Here is a 14,615-nt window from a genome sequence, read left to right as displayed (position 1 = left end):
GTTGCCGGAAGCAATGTGAAGGAAAGAGTATGTTAAGCATTAAAGATTTACAGGTTAGCGTTGAAGACAAAGAGATTTTGCGCGGTCTGAACCTCGAGGTTAAGCCGGGCGAAGTGCATGCCATCATGGGCCCGAACGGTTCCGGCAAGAGCACCCTGTCTGCCACGCTGGCCGGTCGTGAAGATTATGAAATCACCGGCGGTTCCGTGACCTTTAAAGGCAAAGACCTGCTGGAGCTGGAGCCGGAAGAGCGTGCCGGTGAGGGCATCTTCATGGCGTTTCAGTACCCGGTCGAGATCCCGGGCGTCAGTAACCAGTTTTTCCTGCAGACTTCGGTCAATGCGGTACGTAAATACCGTGAGCAGGAAGAGCTGGACCGTTTCGACTTCCAGGACTTCATCGAAGACAAGATCAAGCTGCTGAAGATGCCGGAAGATCTGCTGACCCGTTCCGTCAACGTCGGCTTCTCCGGCGGTGAGAAGAAGCGTAACGACATCCTGCAGATGGCGGCGCTGGAGCCTGAGCTGTGCATCCTCGATGAAACCGACTCCGGTCTGGATATCGATGCGCTGAAAATCGTTGCTGAAGGCGTTAACAGCCTGCGCGACGGCAAGCGCTCATTCATCATCGTAACGCACTACCAGCGCATCCTGGATTACATCAAGCCAGATCACGTGCACGTGCTGTATCAGGGCAAAATCGTGAAGTCTGGCGACTTTACGCTGGTGAAACAGCTGGAGGAGCAAGGCTATGGCTGGCTTACCGACCAGGAGTGATAACGCGCTGCAGCAGTGGCATCACCTGTTTGAGTCACGCGGCGAACAGCGTTCGCTGCAGGCACAGCAGCACTGGCAGCAACTGATGCGTGTTGGCCTGCCGACGCGCAAGCATGAAAACTGGAAATACACCGCGCTGGACAGCCTGCTGGCACAGCAGTTCGTGCAGGCGGAAGCGCCAGGCGTGAGCGCTGAGCAGGTGGCTGCGCTGGCGCTGCCGCTGGACGCGATTTGCCTGGTGTTCGTCGACGGCCGCTTCCAGCCTGAGCTGAGCGCGCGTGACACCGGTCTGTTTGACGTGCAGCACAGCCGTGCCGCTGAGCGACGTCCGTTACCGGCTGCGGTACAGCCGGAGGTGTTCCTGCACCTGACGGAAAGTCTGGCGGAAGAGGTGACCTCGATTCGTCTGCCGCGCGGCAAAGCTGCGGCGCAGCCGCTCTATCTGCTGCACATTACCAGCGGCCAGGCGGATGCGCTTAACACGGTGCATCATCGTCACCATCTGGAGCTGGAGTCCGGCGCGGAAGCGCAGGTGATCGAGCATTACGTGACGCTGAATGGCAGCGCCCACTTCACCGGCGCGCGCTTTACCTTTGCGGTGGGCGACAATGCGCAGCTGAAGCATACCAAGCTGGCGTTTGAAGAGAGCAGCAGCTATCACTTTGCGCACAACGACATCGTGATTGGCCGTGACGCGCAGGTGAGCAGCACCAGCTTCCTGCTGGGTGCCGGTTTGTCGCGTCACAACACCAGCGTGCAGCTGAACGGTGAGAACACCCAGCTGTCGCTGAACAGCCTGGTGCTGCCGGTAGGCAGCGAAGTGGCGGATACGCGCAGCTATCTGGAGCACAACAAAGGCCACTGCCTGAGTCGCCAGCTGCACAAAACCATTTCGCGTGACAAAGGGCGCTCGGTGTTTAACGGCCACATCAAAGTGGCACAGCACGCGCTGAAAACTGATGGCCAGATGACCAACAACAACCTGTTGCTCGGTCGCCTGGCGGAAGTGGACACCAAGCCGCAGCTGGAAATCTACGCCGATGACGTCAAGTGCAGCCACGGCGCGACTATCGGTCGCATCGACGATGAGCAGATGTTCTACCTGCGCTCGCGCGGCATCGCCGAAGACGCGGCGCAGCAGATGATCATCCATGCTTTCGCCGCTGAACTGACGGAAGCGCTGGAAGATGACGCGCTGCGCCAGGTGGTACTGCAACGTATTACCGACCGTTTCCCGGGAGTTGAGTCATGAGTTTCGATCTCGAACGAGTCAGAGCGGAGTTTCCGATTCTGAGTCGTGAGGTCAACGGACATCCGCTGGCCTACCTTGACAGCGCGGCCAGCGCACAGCGCCCGCTCGCGGTGATCAACGCGGAGAGTCACTTCTATCAGCACGGCTATGCGGCCGTGCACCGTGGCATTCACTCGCTGAGCGCGCAGGCGACCAGCGATATGGAAAACGTGCGCGCCCAGGCGGCGCGTTTTCTGCATGCCGCGGCAGCCGAAGAGATCATCTTTGTTAAAGGCACCACCGAAGGCATCAATCTGGTGGCCAACAGCTGGGGCGGCAGTCAGCTGCAGCCGGGCGATAACCTGATCGTCACTGAGATGGAGCACCATGCCAACATCGTGCCGTGGCAGATGGTGGCCCAGCGTACCGGTGCGGAAATCCGTGTGCTGCCGCTTAACGACAACGGCGAGCTGGCGCTGGAACAGCTGGCGGGGCTGATCGACAGCCGTACGCGCCTGCTGGCCGTGACGCACGTTTCCAACGTGCTCGGCACGGTTAACCCGGTGAAAGCCATCGTGGCGCAGGCGAAAGCCGCGGGCGTGGTGACGCTGGTAGACGGCGCTCAGGCTGTGATGCACCACCCTGTTGACGTGCAGGATATCGGCTGCGATTTCTACGTGTTCTCCGGCCATAAAATCTATGGGCCGACCGGGATTGGCGTGCTGTACGCGCGTAAGGCGCTGCAGGAGATCATGCCACCGTGGGAAGGCGGCGGTTCGATGATCGATCAGGTCATGCTGCCTACCGGCACCACCTGGAATGGCGCACCGTGGCGCTTTGAGGCCGGCACGCCGAACACCGGCGGCATCATTGGTCTCGGCGCGGCGCTGACGTGGATCAGCGAACTCGGTCTGGAGACCATCCATCAGCGCGAGAGCCAGCTGATGCGTTACGCGCTGGACAAGCTGGCGTCGGTACCGGACCTGGTTATTTACGGCCCGGCCGAGCGCAGCGGCGTGGTAGCGTTTAATCTCGGTAAGCACCACGCGTTTGACGTTGGCAGCTTCCTCGACCAGTACGGCATTGCCATCCGCACCGGCCACCACTGTGCCATGCCGCTAATGCGTCATTATGCGGTGCCCGCGATGTGTCGCGCCTCTTTCGCGCTCTATAACAGCGAAGAGGAAGCCGATCGCCTGGCGGCTGGCCTGACGCGTATTCATCGTCTGCTGGGCGGTTGAGCAGATTTCAGGAGTTATGCATGGCAAACCTGCCAGAAAAAGAGAAACTGGTGCGCAACTTCAATCGTTGCGCCAACTGGGAAGAGAAGTACCTCTACATCATTGAACTCGGGGCAAAATTACCAGAATCCTCTGAAAGCTTGCATCAGCCGCAGTACGTCATTTCCGGCTGTCAGAGTCAGGTATGGATTCGCATGACCCCACAGGCTGACGGCACCATTGCTTTTGAAGGTGACAGCGATGCCGCCATCGTTAAGGGCTTGATTGCCGTGGTATTTAGCCTGTATCAGGGTCTGAAAGCGCCAGAGATTCTGGCACTGGATGTCGCCCACTGGTTTGGCGAACTGGCCCTGACGCAACACCTCACCCCTTCGCGTTCGCAGGGGCTGGAAGCGATGATTCGCGCGATCCGGCATAACGCACAGTCTCTCAGCTAAGTTACACTCTCCAGACCCCGGCCATGACCGGGGTCTGTTCCATCCGACAAAGAGAAAATTGCATGAAACCTGCGCTTCGTTTAGCCGGTGCATTGCTGTTGTCCTGTTTCGGACTGTCTGCACCTGCGTTTGCTACGGAATACCCCCTGCCAGCCGCTGATAGCCGTTTGATTGGCGAAAACACCCTGACCACCGTCCCGGATGACAAACGGCCGCTGGAGAGCATTGCCGCGCGTTATAAGATAGGCATGCTTGGCATGCTGGAAGCCAACCCGGGCGTCGACCCCTGGCTGCCGAAAGCCGGAACGCAGCTTACCGTGCCGCTGCAGATGCTGCTGCCGGATGCGCCGCGTGAAGGCATCGTGATCAACCTGGCCGAACTGCGTCTCTACTATTATCCCAAAGGGGAAAATCGCGTCGTGGTTTATCCAATCGGCATCGGCCAGTTGGGTGCTGCCACGCCGAGCATGGTGACAAGTATCAGCCAGAAAATCCCTAACCCCACCTGGACGCCCACCGTCAATATCCGCAAACGCTACGCCAAAGAGGGCATCACGCTGCCCGCGATGGTGCCTGCCGGGCCGGATAACCCGATGGGGCTGTTTGCGCTGCGTCTGGCGCGCGGCAGCGGCCAGTATCTGATTCACGGCACCAACGCCGACTTCGGCATCGGGATGCGCGTCAGCTCCGGCTGTATTCGTTTGCGCCCGGACGATATCGAAGCGCTGTTCAATAGCGTGCCGCAGGGTACACGCGTACAGGTGATTAACCAGCCGATCAAATATGCCATCGAACCGGACGGCAAACGCTACATCGAGGTACACCAGCCGCTGTCGCGTAATGAACAGGACGATCCGCAGACCATGCCAATTGCGCTGAGCGCGCCTCTGAAAGCCTTTATAAAGAGTGCGAAGAGCGACAGTGCGCTGATAAAGGCGGCGATTGAACGTCGTTCAGGCATGCCGGTGCTGGTGAGCAGTGGGGAACCGGTGAATGAGGCGACGCCGCTGCCGGCAGTGCTGCAGACGCAGCAGGGGGCAACAGGCGGTGCGCAAGCCACCATCAGTCAGGCGCAGGGCGAAGCCGCTGCGACACCGTGATCCAGGGCCAGCGGACGGCAGAATCCGGACAAAAAAAATGGTGCCACAAGGGCACCATTTTTCAAACCAGAACTCTTACTTACGGTAAGAGTGAGCCTGGTTGTCCAGACGCTGGTTAGCGCGAGCTGCGTCGTCTTTAGCAGCCTGAACGTCAGAACGGATTGCGTTCACGTCGTTGCTCAGCTGGTCAACTTTAGCGTTCAGAGTCTGAACGTCTGAAGACAGCTGGTCGATTTTAGCGTTGCTTGAGCAACCAGCCAGCAGAGTTGAACCCAGGATTACCGCGCCCAGTACCAGTTTAGTACGATTCATTATTTATACCCTCTAGATTGAGTTAATCTCCATGTAGCGTTACAAGTATTACACAAAGCTTTTTAAGTTGAGAATAAATTTTTGATGAGAACATGCTTAAATTTGATCGTTCGCTCAAAGAAGCAGCGTTTCGCAGAACATGATGAAAATATTTAGCGAAAACAGAGAGATTTAATCGGATTAACCTTAATTCTGCGGGATATTGAATAGTTATTATCGATTGGAATTTTCCGCTTTCTGTCTTAGGCGCGGAATAAAAAAAGCGCCCCGAAAGGCGCTCTTTTAAATAAACATCATCGGCTCGATCAGAGTACGTGCACCGACGCGGTGTTGGTGGTTCCGCTCGGTACCAGCGCACCCGAAACCATCACCACGACATCGCCTTTCTGCGCGTAGCCGCTCTGCAGCGCCATCTCTTTGCCGATGCGGTAGAAATCATCGGTCGAGGCGATTTCGCTCACCAGACGCGTTTCAATCCCTTTGCTGAGGATCAGCTGACGCGCAGTGGTCTGGTTAGTGGTCAGGGCCAGAATGGTGGCATCCGGGAAGTATTTACGCACGGATTTAGCCGACTTACCGCCTTCGGTCGCCACCACAATCACCGGCGCTTCCAGTTTCTCAGCGGTCTCAACGGCGCCACGGCACACTGCTTCAGTGATACGCAGCTTGCGCGAATCCTGCAGGGAATCGATGCGCGATTTCATCACGCGATCGGTACGCTCGCAGATGGTCGCCATGATGGTGACCGACTCCAGCGGGTATTTACCCTTGGCGCTCTCACCGGACAGCATCACCGCGTCGGTACCGTCGAGGATGGCGTTGGCCACGTCGCCGGCTTCAGCACGGGTAGGGCGCGGGTTCTTGATCATGGAATCCAGCATCTGCGTCGCGGTGATTACCACTTTGCGCGCTTTATTACACTTCTTGATCATCATCTTCTGCGCGAAGATCACTTCTTCAACCGGGATTTCCACACCGAGGTCACCACGCGCGACCATGATGCCGTCAGAGGCTTCCAGGATCTCGTCGAAGTTGTTCAGGCCTTCCTGGTTTTCGATCTTGGAGATGATCTGAATGTGCTCACCGCCGTGGGCTTTCAGGTGCTCACGGATTTCCAGCACGTCAGAACGTTTACGGATGAAGGAAGCCGCAACGAAATCCACGCCTTGCTCGCAGCCGAAGATCAGATCGCGTTTGTCTTTTTCCGCCAGCGCCGGCAGCTGAATGGACACGCCCGGCAGGTTGACGCCTTTGTTTTCGCCAAGGTCGCCATTGTTCAGCACTTTACACACCACGGTGTTTTCCGTGACTTCGGTGACTTCCATGCCGATCAGACCATCGTCGACCAGCACGGTGTTACCAATTTTCAGGTCTTCGGTGAAACCGGCGTAAGTAACGGCAACGCGCTCGCTGTTACCAATCACTGACTGATCGGTGGTGAAGATGAAGGTCTGGCCAGCTTTCAGGGACACATCGTTGCCACCGTCCAGTTTCATGGTACGGATTTCCGGGCCTTTGGTGTCCAGCAGAATCGCGGCCTGGCGACCGGTTTTTTCCATGACGGCACGCATATTGGTGATGCGCTGACCATGTTCGGCATAATCCCCGTGAGAGAAGTTCAGGCGCATGACGTTCATGCCCGCTTCCAGCAGTTGAGTCAGCATCTCTTCGGATTCGGTTTTCGGACCGATAGTACAAACGATCTTGGTCTTTTTCATGTCAGATTTCTGTAAGTTGTGATGGATGATAAAGGTCGGGGTTCGATGCGCCTGGCACCGAAGTAAAAATCTGTTTGGTGTTGGTACGTTTGACACAGAAGTAAGAATAGGTGACGACGGCTAAGCGTGCAGAGAAGTTATGCGCCGGGCGGAGAGACCGTAGCGACGGCGTTGCGCAAATGATGTAAGTGGCTGGCATAGGCACGTTAGCGCTGAAACCTTTCAGGTGGAACAACGCGGCATAGTATAGTCGCTAAGTATGCGAAAACCAATATAAAAGCAGAGGGAGAAAACCGACTCAGATCAAGGAAAGGCGAGTTGCGCAAGGGAGATAACAGCAAAAGTGGTGCGCTCTAATGGACTCGAACCATCGACCCCCACCATGTCAAGGTGGTGCTCTAACCAACTGAGCTAAGAGCGCATTTCAGAAATCTGGTGCGTCCGAGTGGACTCGAACCACCGACCCCCACCATGTCAAGGTGGTGCTCTAACCAACTGAGCTACGGACGCACTTGGTGCGCTCTAATGGACTCGAACCATCGACCCCCACCATGTCAAGGTGGTGCTCTAACCAACTGAGCTAAGAGCGCAACACGCTGTCAGGGCGACAGCGGGGACGAATATTAACGGCAGGCCGTGATGCTGGCAAGCGGAAAAGTGATTTTTCCTGACGACTGACCAGCAACTGTGCTATGCGTCGTTTTTTTCGCCATTACGGGCCAAATAAACGCCCGCTCAGCCACTTAGCGCGCGGCGCGCGCCAGAATCACCTGCGCCGGTAAACGCTGCAGACGGCGGATGCGCCAGATCATCATCACCGCCGCCGATGTCAGACCGACGATAAATCCGCACCAGAAACCGGCCGGCCCCAGCGGTGCCACCACCCAGTCGGTCAGCGCCAGCACGTAACCCACCGGCAGCCCCAGCACCCAGTAGGCGATCAGGGTAATAAAGAAGATCGAGCGCGTATCCTTATAGCCGCGCAGGATACCGCTGCCGATCACCTGAATCGAATCCGAGAACTGGTAGATGGCCGCCAGCAGCATCAGCTGCGCCGCCAGGGTAATCACTTCCGGATTCGCGGTATAGAGCGCGGCAATATCGTGGCGGAAGGTCACGGTAAACAGCGCGGTGATCGCCGCCATGGTGATACCCACGCACTGACCGGTCCACGCGGCGATGCGGGCCTGTTCGGCCGAGCCCTGGCCCAGACGGTAGCCGACACGAATGGTGGTGGCGACGCCGAGCGACAGCGGCAGCACAAACATCAGCGAGCTGAAGTTGAGCGCGATCTGATGACCAGCAACTTTCACAATGCCGAGCGGCGACACCAGCAGCGCCACCACGGCAAACAGCGTGACCTCGAAAAACAGCGCCAGCGCGACCGGTAATCCCAGCGTGAACAGGCGCGTCAGGATGGCGCGCGACGGTGGCGACCAGCGGTTATGCATGCGAATATCGCGCATGGCCGGCATGCGCTTCAGCCAGAAGCGCATCACCAGATACATCACCCAGTAAACCGACGCGGTGGCGACGCCACAGCCCACGCCGCCCAGCGCAGGCATACCGAAATGGCCGTAAATAAACACATAGTTCAGCGGAATGTTGGTCAGCAGGCCGAGGAAACCCAGCAGCATCGCCGGCTTAGTCTTCGACAGCCCTTCACACTGATTACGTGCCACCTGGAAAAACAGGTAGCCCGGTGCGCCCCACAGCAGCGCGTGCAGATAACCTTCTGCTTTGGCCGCCAGCTGAGGATCAATGTCATGCATGGTGTGAATCAGGTAGCCGGCGTTCCACAGCACCACCATAATCAGCAGCGCCACGCCCGCCGCCAGCCAGTAACCCTGGCGCACCTGTTCTGCGATGCGTTCGCGTCGCCCGGATCCGTTGAGTTGCGCAACGGTTGGCGTCAATGCCAGCAGCAGACCATGACCAAACAAAATGGCGGGAAGCCAGATAGAGGTGCCGACAGCAACGGCGGCCATATCCGTGGCGCTCACCGCACCGGCCATTATGGTATCCACAAATCCCATCGCGGTCTGTGCCACCTGAGCAAGGATGACCGGGATCGCGAGGGCCAGCAATTGACGCGCTTCTGTTAAATACTTCTGCACGTATCACCTGCGTTATTTAAGAAGAGAGCGGGGCGGAATCCCCAAAGAATGCGCGACCTAGTGTAGCGGTAGCCCGCACTTCCGCCAAACATTGATCGCAATTGGTTGCGCCATTTGTGTAAAGTTTGCGCGCCGGCAAATTAAACCTTGCGGCGCAAGCTGTGATAAACTGCCACAAACTTCGCAGAGGCTGAAATTATGTTTACCGGAATTGTGCAGGGCACGGCAGAAATTGTCGCCATTGAAGAAAAAGAGTTGTTCCGCACCCACAACGTGCGCTTGCCTGCTGAGCTGCTGCCCGGCCTGGCGCTGGGCGCCTCGGTAGCGCACAACGGGTGCTGCCTGACGGTGACCGCCATTGACGGCGATCGCGTCAGCTTCGATCTTATCAAAGAGACGCTGCGCATCACCAACCTTGGTGAATTACAGGTTGGTGACATCGTGAATATTGAGCGCGCCGCGAAATTCAGCGATGAAATTGGCGGACACCTGATGTCCGGCCATATTATGACCACCGCCGAAATCTGTAAAATTATCCAGTCAGAGAATAACCGCGAAGTGTGGTTTAAATTACAGGACGCTGAGCAGATCAAATATATTCTGCATAAAGGATTCGTCGGCATCGATGGTATCAGCCTGACGGTTGGTGATGTCACCAAAAGTAAGTTCTGCGTGCACCTGATCCCGGAAACGCTGGAGCGCACCACGCTGGGCGCGAAGAAGCTGGGGCACCGGGTCAATATCGAAATCGATCCGCATACCCAGGCGATTGTCGACACCGTCGAACGTGTGCTGGCGCAGCGTGATGCCGCGGCCGCGCTGGTGGCACAAACGCTGCCGGACGCGGAGTAATCGCGAATAAAAAAGGCGCGGTAAGCGCCTTTTAGCATTGCACGGAAATCAACGCGCCACGCGCAAACCGCCTTCAGCGCCGCGGCTGAAAACTACCTGCCACAGCTGAATATCGCGCGCGCGAAACGCACCGGCGCAGGCGTTGAGGTAATAGCTGAACATCCGTTTGAAACGCTCGCCATACTTCTCCGCCAGCTGCGGCCATGCCGCCTGAAATCGCTCGTACCAGGCCATTAGCGTGGTGTCATAATCCGCGCCAAAGTTGTGCCAGTCTTCCATGATGAAGTGAGATTCGCTGGCATCGGCGATCTGCCGTACCGACGGTAAACAGCCGTTCGGGAAAATGTATTTATCGATCCACGGGTCGACGTTCATGTCGGTTCTGATCGCCCCAATGGTGTGCAGCAAAAACAGGCCTTCCGGTTTCAGGTTACGATCAACCACATCGAAGTAGGTGGCATAGTTTTTCGGCCCGACGTGTTCGAACATGCCCACCGACACGATGCGGTCAAACTGCTGGTTCAAATCACGGTAATCCTGCAGCAGAATGGTCACATCCAGACCGGCACAGCGCTGCTGCGCCATTTTCTGCTGCTCGGCAGAGATAGTCACGCCATGCACTTTCACCCCGTAATGACGCGCGGCGAATTCCGCCAGTCCGCCCCAGCCGCAGCCGATATCCAGCAGCGTCATGCCCGGCTCAAGCTGCAGCTTGCGGCAGATCATATCCAGCTTGTCCTGCTGTGCCTGCTCCAGCGTTTCCGCGCTTTTCCAGTAGCCGCAGGAGTACTGCATAAACGGATCGAGCATCAGTGAAAACAGGTCGTTGCCAAGATCGTAGTGCTCTTTACCAACAATCCAGGCGCGTTTCTTTGACTGCAGATTGGTGAGGCGCGCCGCGGCAATGCGCAGCGTATCTTTAAAATGGTGCGGTAACTGCTTATCCAGATGATGTTTCAGCACGCGGTGGAAGAACATATCCAGACGTTCACACTCCCACCAGCCGTCCATGTAGCTTTCACCGAGGCCCAGCGATCCCTCCTGCAGGACCCGTTTGAAAAAATCCGCATGTCTGACCTGAATATCCCAGGGGCGTGTGCCGTTGATGTGAATGTCCGCCCGCTCCAGTAATTCATGGGCGATACGAAACCATTGGTTTTCTTCAAGGCTCACTTCTTCTATACACGATGAACTCATAGCTTCTCCATCACCTTTCCGATTTGAACCTGAGAAAAAGAATAGTCAAATTCCTCAGGCCTGTGAGAGAACTCACGGAAAATCCGTGCGCCAGATAGCCGACGTATTACAGAGGTATGAATCTGAATAGAAATGTCTGCCACAACTCCGGAGGTGAATATCGTGCAGACGCCATCCCAGCGACAGTGTCGCTAAAAAATACGCTCATTATGTTATTGATTTGTTGCAGAAATGCTGACCTACTGAGTATATGCTCACGCAGGTCAGTATTCAATGGCTTATCGTTAGTTTGCTAACGATAATCGTTGCCTTAGCAATTATCTTCGCAGGGACGGGAAGCGTGAGCAATATCACTTTGTGCGCTGGCGCTGCGCTGCCACAGGAAACCGGCCCACGCGAGGATCACTGTCGCCACCATGACCAGCGTGGTATGTAACAGCGCCTGCTGCAGACCGGCGGATACAATAAGGCTGGCGAGGAAGCATAAGCCCAGCTGCAGCAGATTCTGCAGGCCGGCCGCTTTGCCGGTGGCCTGCGGGAACGGGGCGAGGGCGGTGGACACCACAATCGGGTAAATCGCGCCATTGGCCAGCGCCATGCCGCAGAACGGCAGCAGCAGAGCCACCAGCGGCGGCGTAGTCATCAGCGCCACCGCAAACAGGCCCAGAATGCTCAGGCTGTAAATCATCAGCAACCACGGCAGCAGCTGCGCACCCTGAAAGCGATTCAGCAGTGCGCGACAGCCAAATCCGCCCAGCAGGAAGGCGATGGTCTGCGGAATATAGCTCAGGCCAATGTCCGCCGGGCTCAGACCCGCGGCGGCGAGGATAAACGGCGAGCCGGTCAGCCAGGCGAAGAAACTGGCGGAGCAGGCGGCATAAATCAGTACGTTACCGCTGTAAACACGCGTCGCCAGCAGCGTCAGCCAGCCCGGCTGTGGCGCGCTGTCGTGGCGCGCACGCGGCGCGCTGGTCAGCTTCAGCGTGCCGAACAGCAGCACCAGCGTCACCAGCGTGAGCGCGAGGAAGATGGCGCGCCAGTGAAAATGGGCCATCAGCCAGGCACCGAGCAGCGGTGCCAGCGCCGGCGACAGCGCCACCAGCGGCATAATCGTGGCAAACACTTTGTTGGCTTTGGCCTGCGGATAGCGATCAACCACCAGCGCCTGCCAGCTCACCGCTGCGGCGCACACGCCTACCGCCTGCACAAAGCGCAGCGCCAGCATCAGCCAGACGTTAGTCACCCACAGCATGGCGAGACAGCTCAGCGCAAACACGCTCAGGCCAGCCAGTAAAATCGGCTTGCGGCCGAAGCGGTCCGACAGCACGCCCCACAGCACCTGCGCACAGGCAAAGCCGCCCAGAAACAGGCTCAGGCTGGCGCTGATGGTGCCCGGTGCGGAAGCAAAGTCGCGCTGCATGGCGCCGAAGGCGGGTAAATACATATCGGTGGCCAGAAAGCCGAGCATGCTCAGCACGGCAAGGTAAGGCAGAAATCCTTTGGATGACAGCATGGTTTTTCTCATTCGGCAGGTTGAACGGCGGGGAGTGTAAAAGGGTGCAGCGGGCTTTGTGAAACGCTAATATTTGCAGGGTGCTGTTAAAATTTTTGATGGGAAAACTATGTGGTCGGAATATGCACTTGAGGTGGTGGACGCGGTAGCGCGCACCGGCAGTTTTAGCGCGGCGGCGCAGGAGTTGCACCGCGTGCCCTCTGCCATCAGCTATACCGTGCGCCAGCTGGAAGGCTGGCTGGCGGTACCGCTGTTTGAGCGGCAGCATCGCGAAGTGGTGCTGACGGCAGCAGGCGAGCATTTTGTGCGTGAAGGGCGTTCTGTTATCAAAAAAATGCTGGCCACGCGCCGTCAGTGTCAGCAGCTGGCCAACGGCTGGCGCGGTCAGCTCAGTATCGCGGTAGATTGCATCGTCAAACCGCAGCGCACCCGCCAGCTGGTAAAGGATTTTTACCGTCATTTCCCCGATATGGAGCTGATCATCAGCTACGAAGTATTTAACGGCGTGTGGGACGCACTGGCTGATGGTCGTGTCGATGTGGCGATTGGTGCCACCCAGGCTATTCCGGTCGGCGGCCGCTTCGCCTTTCAGGATATGGGCGCGCTCAACTGGCGCTGCGTGGTGAGTCCGCAGCATGCGCTGGCTCACAGTCCGCAGCTGGACGACGAAACCCTGCGCGCCTGGCCGTCGCTGGTGCTGGAAGATACGTCGCGCGCGCTGCCGCGCCGCATGACGTGGACGCTGGATAACCAGCGGCGGCTGGTGGTGCCGGAGTGGGAAACCGGGCTGGATTGCCTGCAGGCCGGATTGTGCGTGGGCATGGTGCCGGGCCACCTGGCGCGCCCGCTGCTGGACAGCGGCGCGCTGGTGGAGCTGGCGTTGCCGCAGCCGTTTCCGGACAGCCCGTGTTGCGTCAGCTGGTCTGAGCAGCGCGCGTCACCGGCGCTGGCGTGGTTGCTGGAATATCTGGGCGATGCGGAGACGCTGAACCACGAGTGGCTCAGCGAGAAGGCGGCTTAACGGCGGTAATCGCGGAACGGGCCATCGGCCACGGAGCGGCGCTCAATCAGCGTGGGCTGCACTTCAATGGTCTGCGGTTCTTCGCGTTTGCTGGTGATGCGGTCCAGCAGCATCTCCAGTGCCTTTTCCCCCAGCTGGGCTTTCGGCTGGTGCACGGTTGTCAGCGCCGGGGTGAAGTAGCGCGCGTTGCGCACATTGTCATAGCCAATTACCGAAATATCCTGCGGCACGCGCAGTCCCATCTCGTCGGCCGCGCAAATCGCGCCCATCGCCATGATATCGCCGCCGCAGAATACCGCCGTCGGGCGCTGTTTCTGGTTCAGGATCTGCTGCATTGCCTGATAACCTGACTCCGGTTCGAAGTCACCCTGCACAATCCACTCGGGACGGACGCTGATGCCCGCTTCCTGCATCGCCTGCAGAAAACCCGCATGACGACCGCCACCGGTGTTGCGCTCCATCTGGCCAGGGATAGCACCGATATCGCGATGGCCGCGCTCAATCAGGTATCGCCCGGCGAGGTAACCGCCGTGGAACGCATTGTCCTGCACGGTATCGGTAAAGTCTCCGCGCGATTCGCCCCAGTCCATGACCACCATCGGGATATTGCGGTTCTCTTCCAGCATCTGCAGCAGATCGTCGGGATATTCGGAGCACATGACCAGCAGGCCATCGACGCGCTTTTGCGCCATCATTGACAAATAGGCACGCTGTTTTTGCAGATCGTTATGCGCGTTGCCGAGAATCAGCGTGTAACCACGCTCAAAGCAGTGATTCTCCACGGCTTCAATAATTTCGGCGAAGTAGGGCGCTTCGCTGGAGGTCGCCAGCAGGCCCAGCGTCTTGGTGTGATTCACCTTTAGGCTGCGGGCCACCGCGCTCGGTGAATAGTGCAGCGCTTTAATCGCTTCCCATACGGCGTTACGCGTCTCTTCCGCGACGAAACGCGTTTTGTTGATGACATGCGAAACCGTGGTGGTTGAGACCCCGGCGCGTTTCGCCACATCTTTAATGGTTGCCATGAAAATGGTACTCCTGGGCTTATCGCAACTTACTGATAAGTATATTGTTAAACGTTTGCGTCTGCTAATGGTTTTGCG

The 14,615-nt window shown here is 57.8% G+C and carries 13 protein-coding genes and 3 tRNA genes; 7 read left to right on the top strand and 9 right to left on the bottom strand.

The window, feature by feature from the left end; genetic code table 11:
• Positions 1-29: 29 nt before the first annotated feature.
• From sufC to K7H94_RS10390, 5 genes are all read left to right on the top strand, one after another.
• Complete coding sequence (sufC, locus tag K7H94_RS10410) at positions 30-776, top strand: Fe-S cluster assembly ATPase SufC (protein WP_021506231.1); 747 nt, start codon at positions 30-32, stop codon at positions 774-776.
• Positions 751-2,028: a Fe-S cluster assembly protein SufD gene (gene sufD / locus K7H94_RS10405; RefSeq protein ID WP_059012320.1), complete on the top strand. Its 1,278-nt coding sequence runs from the start codon at positions 751-753 to the stop codon at positions 2,026-2,028. The genes sufC and sufD overlap by 26 nt, the downstream gene beginning before the upstream one ends.
• A complete protein-coding gene (sufS, locus tag K7H94_RS10400) occupies positions 2,025-3,248 on the top strand; it encodes a cysteine desulfurase SufS (RefSeq protein ID WP_058769697.1) in 1,224 nt (407 codons plus the stop codon). The genes sufD and sufS overlap by 4 nt, the downstream gene beginning before the upstream one ends.
• A 20-nt stretch (positions 3,249-3,268) precedes the next feature.
• Positions 3,269-3,685: a cysteine desulfuration protein SufE gene (sufE, locus tag K7H94_RS10395; protein WP_021506228.1), complete on the top strand. Its 417-nt coding sequence runs from the start codon at positions 3,269-3,271 to the stop codon at positions 3,683-3,685.
• 62 nt (positions 3,686-3,747) lie between these two features.
• Positions 3,748-4,785: a L,D-transpeptidase family protein gene (locus K7H94_RS10390; protein WP_058780649.1), complete on the top strand. Its 1,038-nt coding sequence runs from the start codon at positions 3,748-3,750 to the stop codon at positions 4,783-4,785.
• 75 nt (positions 4,786-4,860) lie between these two features.
• Here the strand turns inward: K7H94_RS10390 and K7H94_RS10385 are convergent, their stop codons facing one another.
• The 6 genes from K7H94_RS10385 to K7H94_RS10360 all read right to left on the bottom strand — a co-directional run bounded on the left by K7H94_RS10385 (position 4,861) and on the right by K7H94_RS10360 (position 8,932).
• Entirely contained in the window at positions 4,861-5,097 is a 237-nt protein-coding gene (locus tag K7H94_RS10385) for a major outer membrane lipoprotein (RefSeq protein ID WP_007374746.1), read from the bottom strand.
• A gap of 305 nt (positions 5,098-5,402) precedes the next feature.
• Complete coding sequence (gene pykF, locus K7H94_RS10380; protein WP_215800176.1) at positions 5,403-6,815, bottom strand: pyruvate kinase PykF; 1,413 nt, start codon at positions 6,813-6,815, stop codon at positions 5,403-5,405.
• Between the two features lie 344 nt (positions 6,816-7,159).
• Positions 7,160-7,236 (bottom strand) — tRNA-Val (locus K7H94_RS10375).
• A 12-nt stretch (positions 7,237-7,248) separates the two neighbouring features.
• Positions 7,249-7,325: transfer RNA gene (locus K7H94_RS10370), tRNA-Val, on the bottom strand.
• Between the two features lie 3 nt (positions 7,326-7,328).
• Positions 7,329-7,405: transfer RNA gene (locus K7H94_RS10365), tRNA-Val, on the bottom strand.
• A gap of 153 nt (positions 7,406-7,558) precedes the next feature.
• Positions 7,559-8,932: an MATE family efflux transporter gene (locus tag K7H94_RS10360; protein WP_222951004.1), complete on the bottom strand. Its 1,374-nt coding sequence runs from the start codon at positions 8,930-8,932 to the stop codon at positions 7,559-7,561.
• Positions 8,933-9,130: 198 nt separating this feature from the next.
• Here K7H94_RS10360 and K7H94_RS10355 point away from each other — a divergent pair, with 198 nt between their 5' ends.
• Positions 9,131-9,784, top strand: coding sequence for a riboflavin synthase subunit alpha (locus K7H94_RS10355; protein ID WP_222951003.1), 654 nt, complete (start codon positions 9,131-9,133; stop codon positions 9,782-9,784).
• Between the two features lie 48 nt (positions 9,785-9,832).
• Here the strand turns inward: K7H94_RS10355 and cfa are convergent, their stop codons facing one another.
• Entirely contained in the window at positions 9,833-10,981 is a 1,149-nt protein-coding gene (gene cfa / locus K7H94_RS10350) for a cyclopropane fatty acyl phospholipid synthase (RefSeq protein WP_088515859.1), read from the bottom strand.
• Between the two features lie 310 nt (positions 10,982-11,291).
• A complete protein-coding gene (gene punC, locus K7H94_RS10345; RefSeq protein WP_222951002.1) occupies positions 11,292-12,494 on the bottom strand; it encodes a purine nucleoside transporter PunC in 1,203 nt (400 codons plus the stop codon).
• 109 nt (positions 12,495-12,603) lie between these two features.
• Between punC and punR the strand changes: the two genes are divergently transcribed.
• Positions 12,604-13,515, top strand: a complete 912-nt coding sequence (gene punR, locus K7H94_RS10340; protein ID WP_059011034.1) for a DNA-binding transcriptional activator PunR — start codon at positions 12,604-12,606, stop codon at positions 13,513-13,515.
• Here the strand turns inward: punR and purR are convergent.
• Entirely contained in the window at positions 13,512-14,537 is a 1,026-nt protein-coding gene (gene purR, locus K7H94_RS10335) for an HTH-type transcriptional repressor PurR (RefSeq protein WP_021506220.1), read from the bottom strand. The two genes, punR and purR, sit on opposite strands and share 4 nt — an antisense overlap.
• Between the last annotated feature and the right edge of the window lie 78 nt (positions 14,538-14,615).

Origin of the sequence: Pantoea dispersa (genome assembly GCF_019890955.1) — a bacterium.
GTDB classification, from domain to species: Bacteria; Pseudomonadota; Gammaproteobacteria; order Enterobacterales; family Enterobacteriaceae; genus Pantoea; species Pantoea dispersa.
This window is presented reverse-complemented; position numbering and strand designations above follow the sequence as displayed.

Bases quoted from the DNA above. Each gene is read 5' to 3' on its own strand.
- sufC (WP_021506231.1), top strand. From the start codon at position 30: ATGTTAAGCATTAAAGATTTACAGGTTAGCGTTGAAGACAAAGAGATT.
- cfa (WP_088515859.1), bottom strand. From the start codon at position 10,981: ATGAGTTCATCGTGTATAGAAGAAGTGAGCCTTGAAGAAAACCAATGG.
- punC (WP_222951002.1), bottom strand. From the start codon at position 12,494: ATGCTGTCATCCAAAGGATTTCTGCCTTACCTTGCCGTGCTGAGCATG.
- punR (WP_059011034.1), top strand. From the start codon at position 12,604: ATGTGGTCGGAATATGCACTTGAGGTGGTGGACGCGGTAGCGCGCACC.
- K7H94_RS10390 (WP_058780649.1), top strand. From the start codon at position 3,748: ATGAAACCTGCGCTTCGTTTAGCCGGTGCATTGCTGTTGTCCTGTTTC.
- purR (WP_021506220.1), bottom strand. From the start codon at position 14,537: ATGGCAACCATTAAAGATGTGGCGAAACGCGCCGGGGTCTCAACCACC.
- pykF (WP_215800176.1), bottom strand. From the start codon at position 6,815: ATGAAAAAGACCAAGATCGTTTGTACTATCGGTCCGAAAACCGAATCC.
- sufD (WP_059012320.1), top strand. From the start codon at position 751: ATGGCTGGCTTACCGACCAGGAGTGATAACGCGCTGCAGCAGTGGCAT.
- sufS (WP_058769697.1), top strand. From the start codon at position 2,025: ATGAGTTTCGATCTCGAACGAGTCAGAGCGGAGTTTCCGATTCTGAGT.
- sufE (WP_021506228.1), top strand. From the start codon at position 3,269: ATGGCAAACCTGCCAGAAAAAGAGAAACTGGTGCGCAACTTCAATCGT.
- K7H94_RS10385 (WP_007374746.1), bottom strand. From the start codon at position 5,097: ATGAATCGTACTAAACTGGTACTGGGCGCGGTAATCCTGGGTTCAACT.
- K7H94_RS10355 (WP_222951003.1), top strand. From the start codon at position 9,131: ATGTTTACCGGAATTGTGCAGGGCACGGCAGAAATTGTCGCCATTGAA.